Source organism: Pseudomonas sp. PB106, assembly GCF_009764645.1.
Classification (GTDB): Bacteria; Pseudomonadota; Gammaproteobacteria; order Pseudomonadales; family Pseudomonadaceae; genus Aquipseudomonas.
On the sequence record NZ_RWIM01000048.1, the window covers coordinates 1 to 14,862 of the forward strand.

The following is a 14,862-nucleotide window of genomic DNA, read 5'->3' on the forward strand; positions in this document are numbered from 1 at the left end:
GCGATCTTTTGATCTTGCTGTTGAAAGATCAGGATCAAAAGATCGCAGCCTTCGGTAGCTCCTACAGGGGATGTAACCAGCCTGATGTTTCGCCAATTCCTATAACAAGAAACCGGAGAACCACTCATGTCGTTAAGCGTGTTCGACCTGTTCAAGATTGGCATCGGCCCCTCCAGTTCCCACACCGTCGGCCCGATGCGTGCTGCTGCGCGTTTCGCCGAGGGCTTGCGACGGGAAAACCTGCTGACGGCCACCGCCAGTGTGCGCATTGAACTCTACGGTTCCCTCGGCGCCACCGGTAAGGGCCACGGCAGCGATAAAGCCGTGTTGCTCGGCCTCGAAGGCGAACACCCCGACACCGTCGATACCGAAACCGTCGCCGCACGCCTGCAAGAAATTCGCGGCAACGGTCGCTTGAACCTGCTCGGTGAACACAGCATTGCGTTCAACGAGAAAGAACACTTGGCGATGATTCGCAAGCCGTTGGCCTATCACCCCAACGGCATGATCTTCCGCGCCTTCGATGCGGCAGGCCTGCAGATCCGCAGCCGCGAGTACTACTCGGTCGGTGGTGGTTTTGTCGTCGACGAAGATGCCGCCGGTGCCGATCGCATCGTCGAAGACGCCACGCCGCTGACCTTCCCGTTCAAAAGTGCCAAGGACTTGCTCGCTCATTGCGCCACCTATGGTCTGTCGATCAGTCAGGTGATGCTGACCAACGAAAGCGCCTGGCGCCCGGAAGCGGAAACGCGCGCCGGCCTGCTGAACATCTGGCAAGTGATGCAGGATTGCGTCGCGGCGGGTTGTCGTAACGAAGGCATCCTGCCCGGTGGTTTGAAGGTCAAACGCCGCGCGGCGGCTTTGCATCGGCAACTGTGCAAGAACCCGGAATCAGCCTTGCGCGATCCGTTGTCAGTGCTCGATTGGGTCAACCTCTACGCTTTGGCGGTCAATGAAGAAAACGCCAACGGCGGTCGGGTGGTCACCGCCCCCACCAACGGTGCGGCGGGGATTATTCCGGCGGTGCTGCATTACTACATGCGTTTTATCCCCGGCGCGAATGACGACGGCGTCGTGCGGTTTCTGCTGACCGCTGCAGCCATCGGCATTCTCTACAAGGAAAACGCCTCGATCTCCGGCGCCGAAGTCGGCTGTCAGGGTGAAGTCGGCGTGGCCTGTTCGATGGCGGCTGGCGCATTGTGCGAAGTGCTCGGCGGCAGCGTTCAGCAAGTCGAGAACGCCGCAGAAATCGGCATGGAACACAACCTCGGCCTGACCTGCGACCCGATTGGCGGACTGGTGCAAGTGCCGTGCATCGAGCGCAATGCGATGGGCTCGGTAAAAGCCATCAACGCGGTGCGCATGGCCATGCGCGGCGACGGCCAGCATTTCGTCTCCCTCGACAAAGTCATCCGCACCATGCGCCAGACCGGCGCCGACATGAAAAGCAAATACAAAGAGACCGCTCGCGGCGGTCTGGCGGTCAACATTATCGAATGCTAATTAGCCCCCTCTCCTTGGGAGAGGGTTGGTGTGAATCAAGGAGTTCCGCATGTCCACCGAACAACTGTCGAAAACCCCGCTGCACGCACTGCATATCGAACTCGGCGCCCGTATGGTGCCGTTCGCCGGCTACGACATGCCGGTGCAATACCCGCTCGGTGTGATGAAAGAACACCAGCACACCCGTGAGCACGCCGGGCTGTTCGATGTGTCGCACATGGGCCAGATTCGCCTGACCGGTGCCAACGCCGCCAAAGCCCTGGAAAGCCTGGTGCCGGTAGACATCATCGATCTGCCGGTGGGCATGCAGCGTTACGCGATGTTCACCAACGAGACCGGCGGCATCCTCGATGACCTTATGGTTGCCAACCTCGGCAACGACGAACTGTTCCTGGTGGTCAACGCCGCGTGCAAGGATCAAGACCTGGCTCACCTGCAACAACACATCGGCGATCAGTGCACCATTACAGCGCTGTTCGAAGAGCGCGCACTGTTGGCGTTGCAAGGTCCGGCGGCCGTTACCGTGCTGGCGCGTCTTGCGCCGCAAGTGGCGACGATGACCTTTATGCAGTTCAACCGCGTGTCGTTGTTGGGCGTGGATTGCTTTGTCAGCCGTTCGGGCTACACCGGTGAAGACGGTTTCGAGATTTCGGTGCCTGCCGCTTATGCTGAAAAACTTGCTCGCGCCTTGCTTGCCGAGCCGGAAGTTCAGGCCATCGGCCTCGGTGCCCGCGACTCGCTGCGTCTGGAAGCCGGGCTGTGCCTGTATGGCCATGATATGAACACCGAGACCACGCCGATCGAAGCGAGCCTGCTGTGGGCGATGTCCAAGCCGCGCCGCGCCGATGGCGCACGGGCTGGCTGTTTCCCGGGGGCAGAAAACATTTTCGCCCAGCAACAGAATGGTATTGCGCGCAAACGTGTCGGGCTGCTGCCGCAAGAACGCACCCCAGTGCGGGAAGGCGCAGAAATCGTCAATGAAACGGGCGAAGTCATCGGCAGCGTGTGCAGCGGTGGTTTCGGTCCGACCTTGGGTGGACCGTTAGCGATGGGTTACCTGGACAGCGCTTATGTCACCCTGGACACAACTGTCTGGGCAATCGTACGTGGGAAAAAGGTGCCAATGCTTGTAAGCAAAATGCCATTTGTTCCACAACGCTACTATCGCGGTTGATTGACTGTTTCTATAAGTAACGCGATTGCATGATGCGTGCACTAATGTGTCACGCAATCGCCACAAAAAAGTGCATTTTCTAACATTCGATTCGAATATGAACTTTGCTTATAACGTTCGAAAACAATTGAACAAGCTGATCGTCTAAGGCTGCACTAGTGGACTGACTAATTACCATCAAGCACAGTAAAACCGGGGCCTTCAGGGGGCTTGTTTTTTCTCCCGTAGTTGGCGTAGAGTTTCTCCACTGTGTTTGCATGGGTCAGCTTGGAATCGTGACCTGGGCAGTAGCCTACAAGTTAGCTACATCCCGTTCGACGTCTTCTTACTCTCCTGCAACCAGCCCCAGTACTCTTTCATGAGAAAGAGGCTGTCATCAATTTTTGCGTCATAGGAAATAAGAAATGTCCACACGTCAGAGCGGTACCGTCAAGTGGTTTAACGACGAGAAAGGTTTTGGTTTTATCACTCCAGAAAGCGGTCCGGATCTGTTCGTGCATTTCCGCGCCATTCAGGGCAACGGCTTCAAGAGCCTGAAAGAAGGCCAGAAAGTGACTTTCGTTGCTGTGCAGGGCCAGAAAGGCATGCAGGCTGACGAAGTACAAGCAGAAGCCTAAAACCTTCTGTAACGAAAAAGCCCCTGATATTGATATCAGGGGCTTTTTTGTGCGCGCGAAACCGTAAAATGGCGCTTCAATTTGCGTCCAGAGGCTGCCATGTCGAAAAACCTGCTCACGCCCCAAGGGGATTTTCCTCCCGTTGCCCTTGGTCGCCGTTTGGCCGCGATGTTTTATGACTTTTTGCTGTGCACGGCACTGCTGATCGTCACCGGTTTCGTTTACAAAATCATTCAGGCAGCGATCATTGGCGAAGAGCGTCTGCGGGTGATGACCGATGCGGGGCAACTGGACGGCGACCCACTGTATTCGACGGTGCTGCTGTTGGTGCTGTTTGGATTTTTTGCCAAGTTCTGGACCCATGGCGGGCAGACACTGGGCATGCAGGTGTGGGGGATTCGCGTGCAGAATGCCAATGGCAGCGCAATCAGCCTGTGGCAGGCCCTGTTGCGCTTTATGGTCTCGATTGCGTCATGGTTGTGCGTGGGGCTGGGATTCTTCTGGTCGCTGTACGACAAGCAGAAGCGCACGTGGCATGACATCTATTCGGATACCCGCGTGGTGCGGATCCCGAAGAAACAAAAGTAAGCGCCCACAAAAAAAGATCGCAGCCTTCGGCAGCTCCTACATTGTTCTCTGTGGGAGCTGCAGAAGGCTGCGATCTTTAGCTTTTAGGCGTTCCCAGCCAGCTTCATCCGCGCTGCCTGAGTGAAATCCAGCATGCGCTTCAACGGCCGGATCGCCTGCGGAATCAACGCCGGATCTACAAAGATCTCGTTCGTCCCCTCCTTCAAGCTCTTGAGCGTGCGCTCAAGAGTGTTCATGGCCATCCACGGGCAATGTGCGCAACTACGGCACGCGGCACCGTTACCGGCGGTTGGCGCCTCGATGAAGACCTTGTCCGGGCACAGCTGCTGCATCTTGTAGAAGATGCCGCGGTCGGTGGCGACGATCAGCGTCTTGTTTGGCAGACTCTGCGCGGCAGCGATCAACTGGCTGGTGGAACCGACGGCGTCCGCCAACTCAATCACCGACGTTGGCGATTCCGGATGCACGAGGATCGCAGCGTCCGGGTACAGCGCTTTCATGTCTTCGAGCTGCTTGGACTTGAACTCCTCGTGGACGATGCAGGCACCGTCCCAGAGCAGCATGTCGGCGCCGGTCTTGCGCTGGATGTACGTCCCCAAGTGCTTGTCAGGGCCCCAGATGATCGTCTCGCCGTTATCCATCAGGCTTTCGACGATCTCCAGCGCACAACTCGACGTCACCACCCAGTCAGCTCTCGCTTTGACCGCCGCAGAAGTGTTGGCGTACACCACCACCGTGCGCTCCGGGTGCTGATCACAAAACGCCGAGAACTCGTCGACCGGGCAACCCAGATCCAGCGAGCAGGTCGCGTCGAGGGTCGGCATCAGCACGCGCTTTTCCGGGTTGAGAATCTTCGCGGTCTCGCCCATGAACTTCACGCCGGCAACCACTACGGTCTTGGCCGGGTGGGCATTGCCGAAGCGGGCCATTTCCAGGGAGTCGGATACGCAGCCACCGGTTTCTTCGGCCAGAGCCTGAATCACCGGGTCGCAATAAAAGTGGGCCACCAGCACCGCGTCCTGAGCCTTGAGCTCGGCGGCGATGGCGGAACGGTAATAAGCCTCTTCCTCAGCCGTCAGCGGTTTGGGCTGTTTGGCGTCGAGGTGAGCTTGTACCAGAAGGCGTTCGGAAATCTGCGTCATGTTCGCAAGACCTGCAGGCGCGTTCGCGCGAAAGTCGAGTATACACCCGGCTCCGGACCGCTTGAGGGTACCGCCGGGAGAGTGAGTATTATCAGGCACGGACAGCATTGAAGCTGCGCAAGGCTACAGAATATCCCGTTGATACAAAAGGTGATTCTGACCTGCGTCAGCGCCGCCGGTACTGAAACGCCCTCAGCCAAATCGCAGGCAAAAAAAAACCCGGAAATCCTCACTTTCGTGGGCCTTCCGGATTTTCTAAACCGCCAAATATGGTGGGTCGTGTGGGATTCGAACCTACGACCAATTGGTTAAAAGCCAACTGCTCTACCAACTGAGCTAACGACCCGCTGTGTGGTGGCGCGTATAATACTGATTTTTAAGGACTATTCAACACCTTTTTGAAAATAATCAAAAATAAGGTGTTGGGTCGTCCACACCAGCGGCCGCAAAGCCTTCTGCGCGCAGGCGGCAGCTGTCGCATTTACCGCACGCGCGGCCTTCATCGTCAGCCTGATAGCAGGAAACGGTCAGACCATAATCAACGCCCAGCTTCACGCCCGCCTGGACGATCTGCGCCTTGCTCAGGTTCTGCAATGGCGCCTGAATGCGGAAGCCGTTGCCTTCGACACCGGCCTTGGTCGCCAGATTGGCCATGCGCTCAAAAGATTCGATGAACTCGGGACGGCAATCCGGGTAACCGGAATAGTCGACTGCGTTCACACCAATAAAGATGTCGCGTGCGCCAAGCACTTCTGCCCAACCCAATGCCAACGACAGGAACACGGTGTTACGCGCCGGCACGTAGGTCACCGGAATGCCTTCACCCAGTTCTTCCGGGATGTCGATGCTGGTGTCGGTCAGGGCCGAGCCGCCCATGCCGTTGAGGTTCAGGCCAATCACTTTGTGCTCGATCACACCCAGATCGCGAGCGACGCGTGCAGCAGCGTGCAATTCGGCGTGCGAGCGCTGTCCGTAGTCAAAGCTCATGGTGTAGCAGGCGTAACCTTCAGCCCGGGCCATCGCTACGACGGTGGCCGAATCGAGGCCGCCAGACAGCAGGATTACCGCACGTTTTTCAATGGTGTTCAGTTGTTCAGTCATATCAGCGCCCCGGCTCATCATTCCATAGATATTTATGCAGCTGCAGTTGCAGTCGCACTGGCAGGTTGTCTGCCACCACCCAATCCGCCAGATCCCTGGCATTGAGGTCATGATGACTTGGGGAGAACAGCACTTCACCCGCACGTCGATCAAGCCCGTACTGGATCAGCTTCGACACCGCCCAGTCATAGTCTTCCCGCGAGCAGATGACAAACTTCACCTGATCATTGGGGGTCAGCAGTTCGATATTTTCGTAACGGTTGCGATGGGCTTCTTTCGAACCCGGCGTTTTCAGATCGACGACGCGACTGACGCGCGGATCCACAGCCGAGACGTCGAGGGCGCCGCTGGTTTCCAGCGAGACCTCGTAACCGGCATCACACAACTGTTTAAGCAAAGGAATGGCATTCGGCTGTGCCAGCGGCTCACCACCGGTGACGCAGACGTAACGCGGACGAAATCCGGCCACTTGCTCAAGGATATCGTCGAGGGTGCGGACGGTGCCGCCACTGAACGCATAGGCGCTGTCGCAGTATTGGCAACGCAATGGGCAACCGGTCAGGCGCACAAATACAGTGGGCAGCCCGGCAGTCCGCGTTTCCCCCTGCAACGAGTAGAAAACTTCGGTAATTCTCAATGTGTCTTGCATAGTCGCCACGGGCGTAACAGCTAAACAGGCTGTCCGCCTCCGTCAGGCACCTCAGGCAATCCCGCCAACGCGTAGACCGCAAGAAGCGTGTTTCAGAAAAAGGGCGTGAATTCTAACGAAAAAACCCGCGACAAGCGCGGGTTTCTTCTAAACGGGTAAAGCAGGCTTACATGCGTTGCAGATCGCGTTGAGCCAACTGCGCGGCGGAGGTACCCGGATATTGGGCCACCACCTGCTGCAGAATGCCTTTCACCTTGTCGGTATGACCAAGGCGGCGCTCTACGTCAGCCAGCTTGTACAGCGAATCCGGCACTTTGGCGTGCTTGGGATACAGCTGCGAAACCTTGGCGAAAGCCTGACCTGCACCTTGCAGATCGCCCTTGGCCAGGTTGACTTCGCCCAACCAGTACTGGGCGTTGCCCGCGTATTGGCTGTTCGGGTATTTGCGCAGGAAAGCGGCGAAAGCCTGGCTGGCCTTGTCGAAATCCTTGGCTTTGATCAGGTCGAAAGCGGCATCGTAATACAGCTTTTCCTTGGCCGGATCACCCGGTTCGCTGCTTGCTGCAGGTGCCTGGGCAGCAGTAGCAGCCCCGGCGCCAGCGGCAGCACCGGCAGCAGCACTTGCATCGCCACCGGCAGAAGAATTCTCAGGAGTCGCGGCAGGTGCAACACCGGATCCTATGCGCCGATCAAGATCCTGGTATCGCTCCAGGGATTCTTGCTTCATGCGCGCAACCTGATTCTGCAGTTCTTCAATCACACCTTGCTGGCGCGATATCTGATCCTGCATTTGTTGCAGTTGGTTGAACAGCATGCCTTGTGCCGAGGCAGGGGCCGAAGCCGCTCCCCCGGCATAGGCGCCGTTCGTACCGTAACCTGCAGGCGGATAACTGCTCCCGCTATTGTTATAACCGGAGTTGTCATCGACCACAGGAACCGCAGCCCACGCCGCAAGCGGCGCGAGGCTGAGAGCCAGAACAGTTACAGCACGACGGCACGTTCGCATATCGAATTACTTACGCAGTTCGACGCGACGGTTTTGAGCCCAGGACTGCTCGTCGTTGCCGGTAGCAACTGGACGCTCTTCGCCGTAGGAAACCAGTTCCAGCTGAGCTGGGGAAACACCTTGCAGTACCAGGTAGCGCTGAACGGCTTTCGCACGACGCTCGCCCAGTGCCATGTTGTACTCACGAGTACCACGTTCGTCGGTGTTGCCTTCCAGAACAACGCGAGCGCCGTTTGCTTTCAGGTCTTTGGCGTGAACGTCCAGAGCGCGCATGGCTTCTGGCTTCAGGTCCGAGCTGTCGTATTCGAAGTAGAAGGTGGTGATTGCGCGCAGAGCAGCTTCTTCGCTCAGGGAACCGTCAACGGCACCAGTGTTTGCGCCGTAACCAGCGTTTGGATCAACAGCGCCTTCACCGGCGTTGTCGCCGCCTTTGGACGAGCAACCTACAGCTACAGCCATGGCCAGAGCCAGCGCAGCAAATTTACCAAACTTCAGCATTTCCATCGTGAAACTCCTAATGAACCCCAGTGTGTTAAGTAAAACGTGTAGCGCCCGCTCACTTCAGGTAAGGGGACCAGGACGGTTCTCTGACTTCGCCTTGAGCGGTAGGAAGCGGGAGCCTAACGCGTCCATTAATGGACACGAGCATCAAGACTCCCCGGCCCTGTTGGCGGGTGGCGTAGATTACCATGGTGCCGTTGGGCGCAACAGTAGGTGACTCGTCCAGAGTGCTATCAGTGAGGATCTTTACACTACCTCGCTGCAGATCCTGAGCTGCCACCTTGAAATTGGTGAAGCCATCCTGACGATGGATCATCACCAAAGTCTTTTCATCAGCCGAAAGTTTCGGGTTGGCGTTGTAGTTGCCCACAAACGTCACACGTTCGGCACCACCGCCGCTGGCGCTGGTTTTGTAGATCTGCGGCTTGCCGCCACGGTCCGAGGTGAAGTAGATGGTCGAACCATCCTTGCCCCAGTACGGTTCGGTGTTAATGCCAGGACCTGCGGTCACGCGAGTGATCTGACGTGAAGCCAGGTTCATCACGTAGATATCCGGGTTACCGTCCTTCGACAGAACGAATGCCAGACGATCACCATTCGGCGACCAGGCTGGCGCACCGTTCAGGCCTTCGAAGTTGGTGATCTGCTCACGGCGACCGGTGTCGATGTTCTGCATGAAGATGCGCGGACGCTTCTGCTCGAACGACACGTAGGCAATACGCTTGCCGTCCGGTGCGAAGCGCGGCGACAGGATTGGCTCACGCGATTGCAGCAAGGTCACTGCACGAGCACCGTCGTAGTCCGAACGCTGCAGGGTGTAACGGGTGTTCTTCTCGGAGAAGCGTTCGGCCGTTACGTACAGCAGGCGAGTCGAAAACGCACCCTCAATACCGGTCAGCTTCTGGAACGACTGGTCGGAAATGAAGTGCGCCATGTCACGCAGTTGCTCGGTAGTACCGGAAACACTGCCGTCAGCCACTTTTTGCTCGGTGGCCACGTTGAACAGTGCCCACTGCACCTGCAGACGGCCGCCCGCTGGAGCAATGCTGCCGACCATCATGTATTGAGCACCCACCGCCTTCCAGTCACGGAAGATGATTTCGCTCGGCTGGCTTGGCTGGCTGATCATGTTTTGCTTTGGAATCGGCGAGTAGTAGCCCGAGTTGCGCAAATCGTTACCAATGATTTCAGCCATGTCGTCAGGCAACACGGCACCGCCTTGCATGCCGAACGGTACAACGGCGATCGGGGTGGCCCGATCGCTGCCGCTGGTGACCAGAATGTTCTTTTCATCAGCCATCGCGATCCCTGCCATGCAGCAGATCACGACCAGCATTCCTCGAAGAAGGTTTCTCACAAGGCTAGATCCTCAGGTGTGAATGTCATCTTGAATGAACGATACGGAGCGAAATCGCTCGGCTTCATTCCCTGCATTTCTGTCAAACGTCCAATATTCTTCACTGCGGCGACTGCCGACGCATCGAACGGACCATCGCCACTGGGCTTGGAGACGCTGACCGAAGTCACCGTACCGTCCGGCAACATGCCGATTTGCAACACGACCGTCATGCCTTTGCGTGCCGAAGGTGGACGAGCCCAGCCTTCTGCAGCCCGCGCACGAATCAGGTCATCGAAACTGCCCGCGACTTCGTCACCCTGCTCATCGGCCAAGGCCTGCTGGCGCTGCGGCGTATCGGAAAGCAAATCGGCCAAGGCCTGGGCCTTTTTGTCTTCGGTCGATTTACGTGCCGCATCCTGCGCTTTCTTCTTCGCAGCATCGGCAGCAGCTTTCTTCTTCGCTTCGTCGGCGATTTTCTTCTTCGCCTCTTCAGCTTCAGCTTTCTTCTTGGCGTCTTCGGCGGCTTTCTTCTTCGCGTCTTCGACGATCTTCTTCTTGGCTTCTTCAGCGGCCTCTTTCTTGGCCTCTTCCTTAGCCTCTTCTTCAGCCTTCTTCTTGGCTATATCAGCCAATTGTTTCTCTTCGGCCTTCTTGGCTTCGGCTTTTTTCGCATCGTCGGCTTTCTTGGCATCATCTGCCTTTTTCGCCTCGTCCGCTTTTTTCGCCTCATCGGCCTTCTTGGCTTCCTCGGCCTTTTGAGCCGCTTCTTCTTTCTTTTGTTCCGCAGCCTTCACCGCTTCCTGCTCGACCTTTTTCTGCTCCATCTGCTCGACTTCGGTCTGGCGCGCGGCGGATTTCTTCGCCTCACCCGCAATCTTCTGATTGGTCTGGGTGGTTGCCTGACTTTTCGATTTCAGTTGGTACAGGGTCGCCTGGACAATCGGCTTGGCCGGCGGCAGCTCCGGCGTGAAGGCGAAACTGACGAACAGCATGCCGAATACCAGCACGTGCAAGACGATCGCCCAGACACTAGGCCAGAAGAAGCTTTCCGAGGCGGACGGCTCTCTCTGTTGCTGCATCAGGGGGCCTCGGTAATCAAACCAACGTTACCGACCCCGGCTTTCTGCAACCCGCCCATCGCACCCATGACCGAACCGTAATCGACAGTCTTGTCGCCACGGATGAAGACCTGGGTACGCTTGCCGCCTTCGGTGCCGGCGCGAATGATCTTGGTCACCGCATCCGTCATTTGTGGCAGGGTCATCGCCCTGTCCTGTTGCTTCTCGGTGTCGACTTCGCTGCCAAGGTTCCAGTAATAGGTCTTGTCAGCCTTGATCGAAATGGTCAGGACCTGGGTGTTGTTGTCTTGCGGCAAGGCTTCGCTGGAAACCTTGGGCAGATCAACTTTCACGCCCTGATTGAGCATCGGCGCGGTCACCATGAAAATGACCAGCAGTACCAACATCACGTCGATGTAAGGCACCACGTTCATCTCGGCGACCGGCTTGCGCTTTTTGCGAGCTCGAGCGATTAAAGCCATTGGAAAATACCTGCTTATTCTTCGCTGGTGTGCACTTTGCGGTGCAGGATCGCCTGGAATTCATCGGCGAAGGTGTAGTAGCGGCCCAGCAAGGTTTCGCTGCGAGCGGCGAAACGGTTGTAGGCGATTACTGCAGGGATTGCAGCGAACAGCCCGATCGCGGTGGCGATCAGGGCTTCGGCGATACCCGGGGCCACTGTGGCCAGGGTCGCTTGCTGGGCGCTGGCCAGACCGCGGAAGGAGTTCATGATGCCCCACACGGTACCGAACAGACCGATGTACGGGCTGACCGAACCGACAGTGGCGAGGAACGGCAGGCTCTGCTCCAGTTTCTCTTCTTCACGGGAGATGGCGACGCGCATGGCCCGGGCCACACCTTCCATCACCGCTTCAGGATCGACACCTGGCTGCTGGCGCAGACGCGAGAATTCTTTGAAACCGGCGCGGAAGATCTGCTCCACACCCGAATCCGGATCCGGGTTGCTGCCCGCCTGACGATACAGTTTGGACAGATCAATACCCGACCAGAAGCGCTCCTCGAAGCTCTCCAGGGCGCGTCGACCGGCACGCAGCAGATTGCTGCGCTGAAAGATCATGATCCATGAGGTCACCGATGCGGCCACCAGGGTCAACATTACCAACTGCACCACGATGCTGGCATTGCTGACCAGGCTCCACATGGAGGAATGGTCGACGACGTTAGCTTCCACGCTTTATCTCCTGCTTTGAGTGTGTACCCGGACCGACCGCGTCGGCGAAGGCCGCACGCAAGTCTTCGGGAAGGGCCCGGGGTTTCAAACTGTTAGTGCGCACACAGGCCACCAAAAACTGCCCCTCGCAGAGCAGCACATTATCCGTAGCCCGCCTGACCTGCTGTTTGAAGCGCAGGCTGGCACGGTTCAATTCGATTACTTCAGCGCTTACCAGCAGTTCGTCGTCCAGTCGCGCCGGCGCGTGGTAACGCGCTTCGCTGGAATGCACGACAAACAACAGGTCCTCCCCGGCCAACTGCGATTGGGCAAAGCCCAGTTCGCGGAGCCGCTCGGTTCGAGCCCGTTCCATAAACTTGAGGTAATTAACGTAATACACGATGCCGCCCGCATCGGTGTCCTCGTAATAAACGCGACAACGATGTGCGAACGGCTCAAGCCCGTTTTGCGCGCGCATACTCTAGTGCTTACTCCTCAGGTTGCCAATCCGGCCAGGCAACTGTTTTTCATGGTTTCAGAGCTTTACCGCAAAAGTACCGTCCTATGACCGTACAAACCCTGAATAAATCGACAACAAATGTGTATTAATCGTCCACGGCATCGAGAAACTCGTCTGCCACGGGCATTTCGCCCATTCGTGACGGAATGTTTAAACCGAAATGCAGATACGCATGCCGTGTCACTACCCGGCCCCGCGGCGTGCGCATGATGTAACCCTGCTGAATCAGGTACGGCTCCAGCACATCTTCGATGGTGTGGCGCTCTTCGCTGATCGCCGCCGCCAGACTGTCGATGCCGACCGGTCCGCCATCGAACTTCTCGATCATGGTCAGCAGCAGACGCCGGTCCTGATGATCAAAGCCATGCTCATCGACGTCGAGCAGGTTCAACGCCAGGTCCGCCACCGATTTGGTGATATGGCCCTTGGCGCGGACTTCGGCGAAATCGCGCACCCGGCGCAGCAAGCGATTGGCAATCCGCGGCGTACCACGGGCGCGGCGAGCGATCTCGAAAGAACCCTCCGGATCCAGCGGCAGACCGAGAATGGCCGCCGAACGACTGACAATCGTCGCCAGATCGGCTGTGCTGTAGAACTCAAGACGCTGAACGATACCGAAGCGGTCACGCAACGGGTTGGTCAGCATGCCTGCGCGAGTGGTCGCGCCGACTAGCGTGAACGGCGGCAGATCAAGCTTGATCGAGCGCGCGGCCGGCCCTTCGCCAATCATGATGTCGAGCTGAAAATCTTCCATCGCCGGGTACAGCACTTCTTCCACGATCGGTGACAGGCGATGGATTTCGTCGATGAACAACACGTCGTGCGGTTCAAGGTTGGTCAGCAGCGCCGCCAGATCACCCGGACGCTCCAGCACCGGCCCAGACGTGCTCTTGATCGACACGCCCATTTCCTGGGCAATGATGTTCGCCAGGGTGGTTTTACCCAGGCCCGGCGGACCAAAGATCAGCGTGTGATCGAGGGATTCACTACGGCCACGAGCGGCCTGAATAAACAACTCCATCTGCTCGCGCACGGTCGGCTGGCCAATGTAGTCGGCCAGACTGACCGGGCGAATGGCCCGATCCTGGACTTCTTCGCGCTCACGCGGGCTGTGCGCGGCGGCGATCAGACGATCAGCTTCAATCACTTAAATCATTCCCTTCAGGGCACGGCGGATCAGATCTTCACTGCTCAAATTCTTGTCCTTGATGGCGGTAATCGCCTTGCTCGCTTCCTGCGGCTTGTAGCCCAGGGAAATCAGCGCACTGACCGCATCGTTCTCGGCAGTATTGACCGGTGCCGGGCCGTCCGGCTGATTCGGCACCAACGCAAACATGGCCGGCGAAGTTTCCCACGCTTTAAAGCGATCTTTCAGTTCGACCAGCAAACGCTCGGCGGTTTTCTTGCCGACACCCGGGACCTTGGTCAGGGCCGAAGTGTCCTGCGACTGCACACAACGGATCAACTCGTCGACCTCCAGGCTCGACATCAATGCCAGCGCCAGTTTCGGCCCGACACCATTGAGACGGATCAACTCACGAAAAAAGTCTCGCTCACGCTTGCCGGCAAAACCATAGAGCAACTGCGCGTCTTCGCGTACGACCAAATGGGTGTGCAGGGTCAGCGGTTCACCGACCGACGGCAGGCGATAAAGAGTGGTCATGGGCACTTCCAGCTCATACCCGAGGCCGTTTACATCCAGAATCAGGTGCGGCGGCTGTTTCTCAGCCAGGGTGCCGCGCAAGCGTCCAATCACGTTTCAGATCCTTGAGCGTTGGCCAGCCGTGGGCTGGCGACTATCAAAAGAAGGATTCCAGGCCGACGACACAGGCGCCGAAATTCCGCTTTCAGGAAAATTGATGCTGATGCTATCAGAGACGCAGGCGCCCGCCACGACTGCGTGCGGTTCCCAAGCCGTGCGGTAACAGACTGGACCGGGTGTGCGCATGGCAAATGGCGATGGCCAGGGCGTCCGAGGCATCGATTTGCGGTTTGGCGGTCAGTTTGAGCATGTGCATGACCATCATCTGCACTTGCTCTTTATTGGCGGCGCCGGTGCCGACCACGGCTTGCTTGACCTGAGTGGCGGTGTATTCGGCGATCTCCAGACACTCTTCGGCACCGGCAACTATCGCAGCGCCACGGGCCTGCCCGAGTTTCAGCGCCGAATCGGCATTTTTCGCCATGAACACCTTTTCGATACCCATGGTCACCGGACCGTAAGTCTGGATGATCTCGCGTACGCCGCGATAGACGATTTGCAGACGTTCATGCAATTCGCCCGCGCCCGTGCGGATGCAGCCCGAAGCTACATAAATACAGCCACCACGCCCGGTATCGCGAACAATCCCGTAACCGGTGATACGCGAACCGGGGTCGATACCAAGAATTAGAGTCATAACGCCTGCAGAAATTGATGCGAAAGCTGAGGGTACATGTAGGAGCTGCCGAAGGCTGCGATCTTTTGATCTTTCAAAAACGGAAAGATCGCAG

17 protein-coding genes and 1 tRNA gene are annotated in these 14,862 nt (G+C 57.7%); 4 read left to right on the forward strand and 14 right to left on the reverse strand.

Features of this window, described 5'->3' with window-relative positions; all coding sequences use genetic code 11:
• Positions 1 to 126: 126 nt before the first annotated feature.
• The 4 genes from EJA71_RS06320 to EJA71_RS06335 all read left to right on the forward strand — a co-directional run bounded on the left by EJA71_RS06320 (position 127) and on the right by EJA71_RS06335 (position 3,882).
• Entirely contained in the window at positions 127 to 1,503 is a 1,377-nt protein-coding gene (locus tag EJA71_RS06320) for an L-serine ammonia-lyase (protein ID WP_158955252.1), read from the forward strand.
• Between the two features lie 49 nt (positions 1,504 to 1,552).
• The gene (gcvT, locus tag EJA71_RS06325) at positions 1,553 to 2,677 is read left to right on the forward strand and encodes a glycine cleavage system aminomethyltransferase GcvT (RefSeq protein ID WP_158955254.1); all 1,125 of its coding nucleotides are present in this window, start codon (positions 1,553 to 1,555) and stop codon (positions 2,675 to 2,677) included.
• Positions 2,678 to 3,081: 404 nt separating this feature from the next.
• Positions 3,082 to 3,294 (forward strand): cold-shock protein, encoded by a 213-nt coding sequence (locus EJA71_RS06330; protein WP_003227496.1) that lies wholly within the window; start codon positions 3,082 to 3,084, stop codon positions 3,292 to 3,294.
• A gap of 99 nt (positions 3,295 to 3,393) precedes the next feature.
• Entirely contained in the window at positions 3,394 to 3,882 is a 489-nt protein-coding gene (locus EJA71_RS06335) for an RDD family protein (protein ID WP_158955256.1), read from the forward strand.
• A gap of 83 nt (positions 3,883 to 3,965) precedes the next feature.
• Here the strand turns inward: EJA71_RS06335 and nadA are convergent, their stop codons facing one another.
• The 14 genes from nadA to ruvC form a co-directional block, all read right to left on the reverse strand.
• On the reverse strand, positions 3,966 to 5,024 hold the full coding sequence (nadA, locus tag EJA71_RS06340) for a quinolinate synthase NadA (protein WP_003227499.1): 1,059 nt from the start codon (positions 5,022 to 5,024) through the stop codon (positions 3,966 to 3,968).
• A gap of 270 nt (positions 5,025 to 5,294) precedes the next feature.
• Positions 5,295 to 5,370, reverse strand: a tRNA-Lys gene (locus EJA71_RS06345).
• 62 nt (positions 5,371 to 5,432) lie between these two features.
• Positions 5,433 to 6,125, reverse strand: a complete 693-nt coding sequence (gene queC, locus EJA71_RS06350) for a 7-cyano-7-deazaguanine synthase QueC (RefSeq protein ID WP_158955258.1) — start codon at positions 6,123 to 6,125, stop codon at positions 5,433 to 5,435.
• A 1-nt stretch (position 6,126) separates the two neighbouring features.
• Positions 6,127 to 6,774: a 7-carboxy-7-deazaguanine synthase QueE gene (gene queE, locus EJA71_RS06355; RefSeq protein ID WP_008080230.1), complete on the reverse strand. Its 648-nt coding sequence runs from the start codon at positions 6,772 to 6,774 to the stop codon at positions 6,127 to 6,129.
• A gap of 166 nt (positions 6,775 to 6,940) precedes the next feature.
• Positions 6,941 to 7,780, reverse strand: a complete 840-nt coding sequence (gene ybgF, locus EJA71_RS06360) for a tol-pal system protein YbgF (protein WP_158955260.1) — start codon at positions 7,778 to 7,780, stop codon at positions 6,941 to 6,943.
• Between the two features lie 6 nt (positions 7,781 to 7,786).
• A complete protein-coding gene (pal, locus tag EJA71_RS06365) occupies positions 7,787 to 8,284 on the reverse strand; it encodes a peptidoglycan-associated lipoprotein Pal (protein ID WP_003178634.1) in 498 nt (165 codons plus the stop codon).
• Positions 8,285 to 8,336: 52 nt separating this feature from the next.
• Positions 8,337 to 9,617, reverse strand: coding sequence for a Tol-Pal system beta propeller repeat protein TolB (gene tolB / locus EJA71_RS06370; protein WP_016983828.1), 1,281 nt, complete (start codon positions 9,615 to 9,617; stop codon positions 8,337 to 8,339).
• 17 nt (positions 9,618 to 9,634) lie between these two features.
• Positions 9,635 to 10,699, reverse strand: a complete 1,065-nt coding sequence (gene tolA / locus EJA71_RS06375; protein WP_158955262.1) for a cell envelope integrity protein TolA — start codon at positions 10,697 to 10,699, stop codon at positions 9,635 to 9,637.
• On the reverse strand, positions 10,699 to 11,151 hold the full coding sequence (tolR, locus tag EJA71_RS06380; protein ID WP_161806672.1) for a protein TolR: 453 nt from the start codon (positions 11,149 to 11,151) through the stop codon (positions 10,699 to 10,701). Before tolR ends, tolA begins: the two co-directional genes overlap by 1 nt.
• A 23-nt stretch (positions 11,152 to 11,174) precedes the next feature.
• Positions 11,175 to 11,870: a protein TolQ gene (tolQ, locus tag EJA71_RS06385; protein ID WP_008080223.1), complete on the reverse strand. Its 696-nt coding sequence runs from the start codon at positions 11,868 to 11,870 to the stop codon at positions 11,175 to 11,177.
• Entirely contained in the window at positions 11,860 to 12,327 is a 468-nt protein-coding gene (gene ybgC, locus EJA71_RS06390; RefSeq protein WP_064119107.1) for a tol-pal system-associated acyl-CoA thioesterase, read from the reverse strand. The genes tolQ and ybgC overlap by 11 nt, the downstream gene beginning before the upstream one ends.
• 127 nt (positions 12,328 to 12,454) lie before the next feature.
• Positions 12,455 to 13,516: a Holliday junction branch migration DNA helicase RuvB gene (gene ruvB, locus EJA71_RS06395; protein ID WP_007962024.1), complete on the reverse strand. Its 1,062-nt coding sequence runs from the start codon at positions 13,514 to 13,516 to the stop codon at positions 12,455 to 12,457.
• On the reverse strand, positions 13,517 to 14,125 hold the full coding sequence (ruvA, locus tag EJA71_RS06400) for a Holliday junction branch migration protein RuvA (RefSeq protein WP_003227522.1): 609 nt from the start codon (positions 14,123 to 14,125) through the stop codon (positions 13,517 to 13,519).
• 115 nt (positions 14,126 to 14,240) lie between these two features.
• The gene (gene ruvC, locus EJA71_RS06405; protein ID WP_129395231.1) at positions 14,241 to 14,768 is read right to left on the reverse strand and encodes a crossover junction endodeoxyribonuclease RuvC; all 528 of its coding nucleotides are present in this window, start codon (positions 14,766 to 14,768) and stop codon (positions 14,241 to 14,243) included.
• Between the last annotated feature and the right edge of the window lie 94 nt (positions 14,769 to 14,862).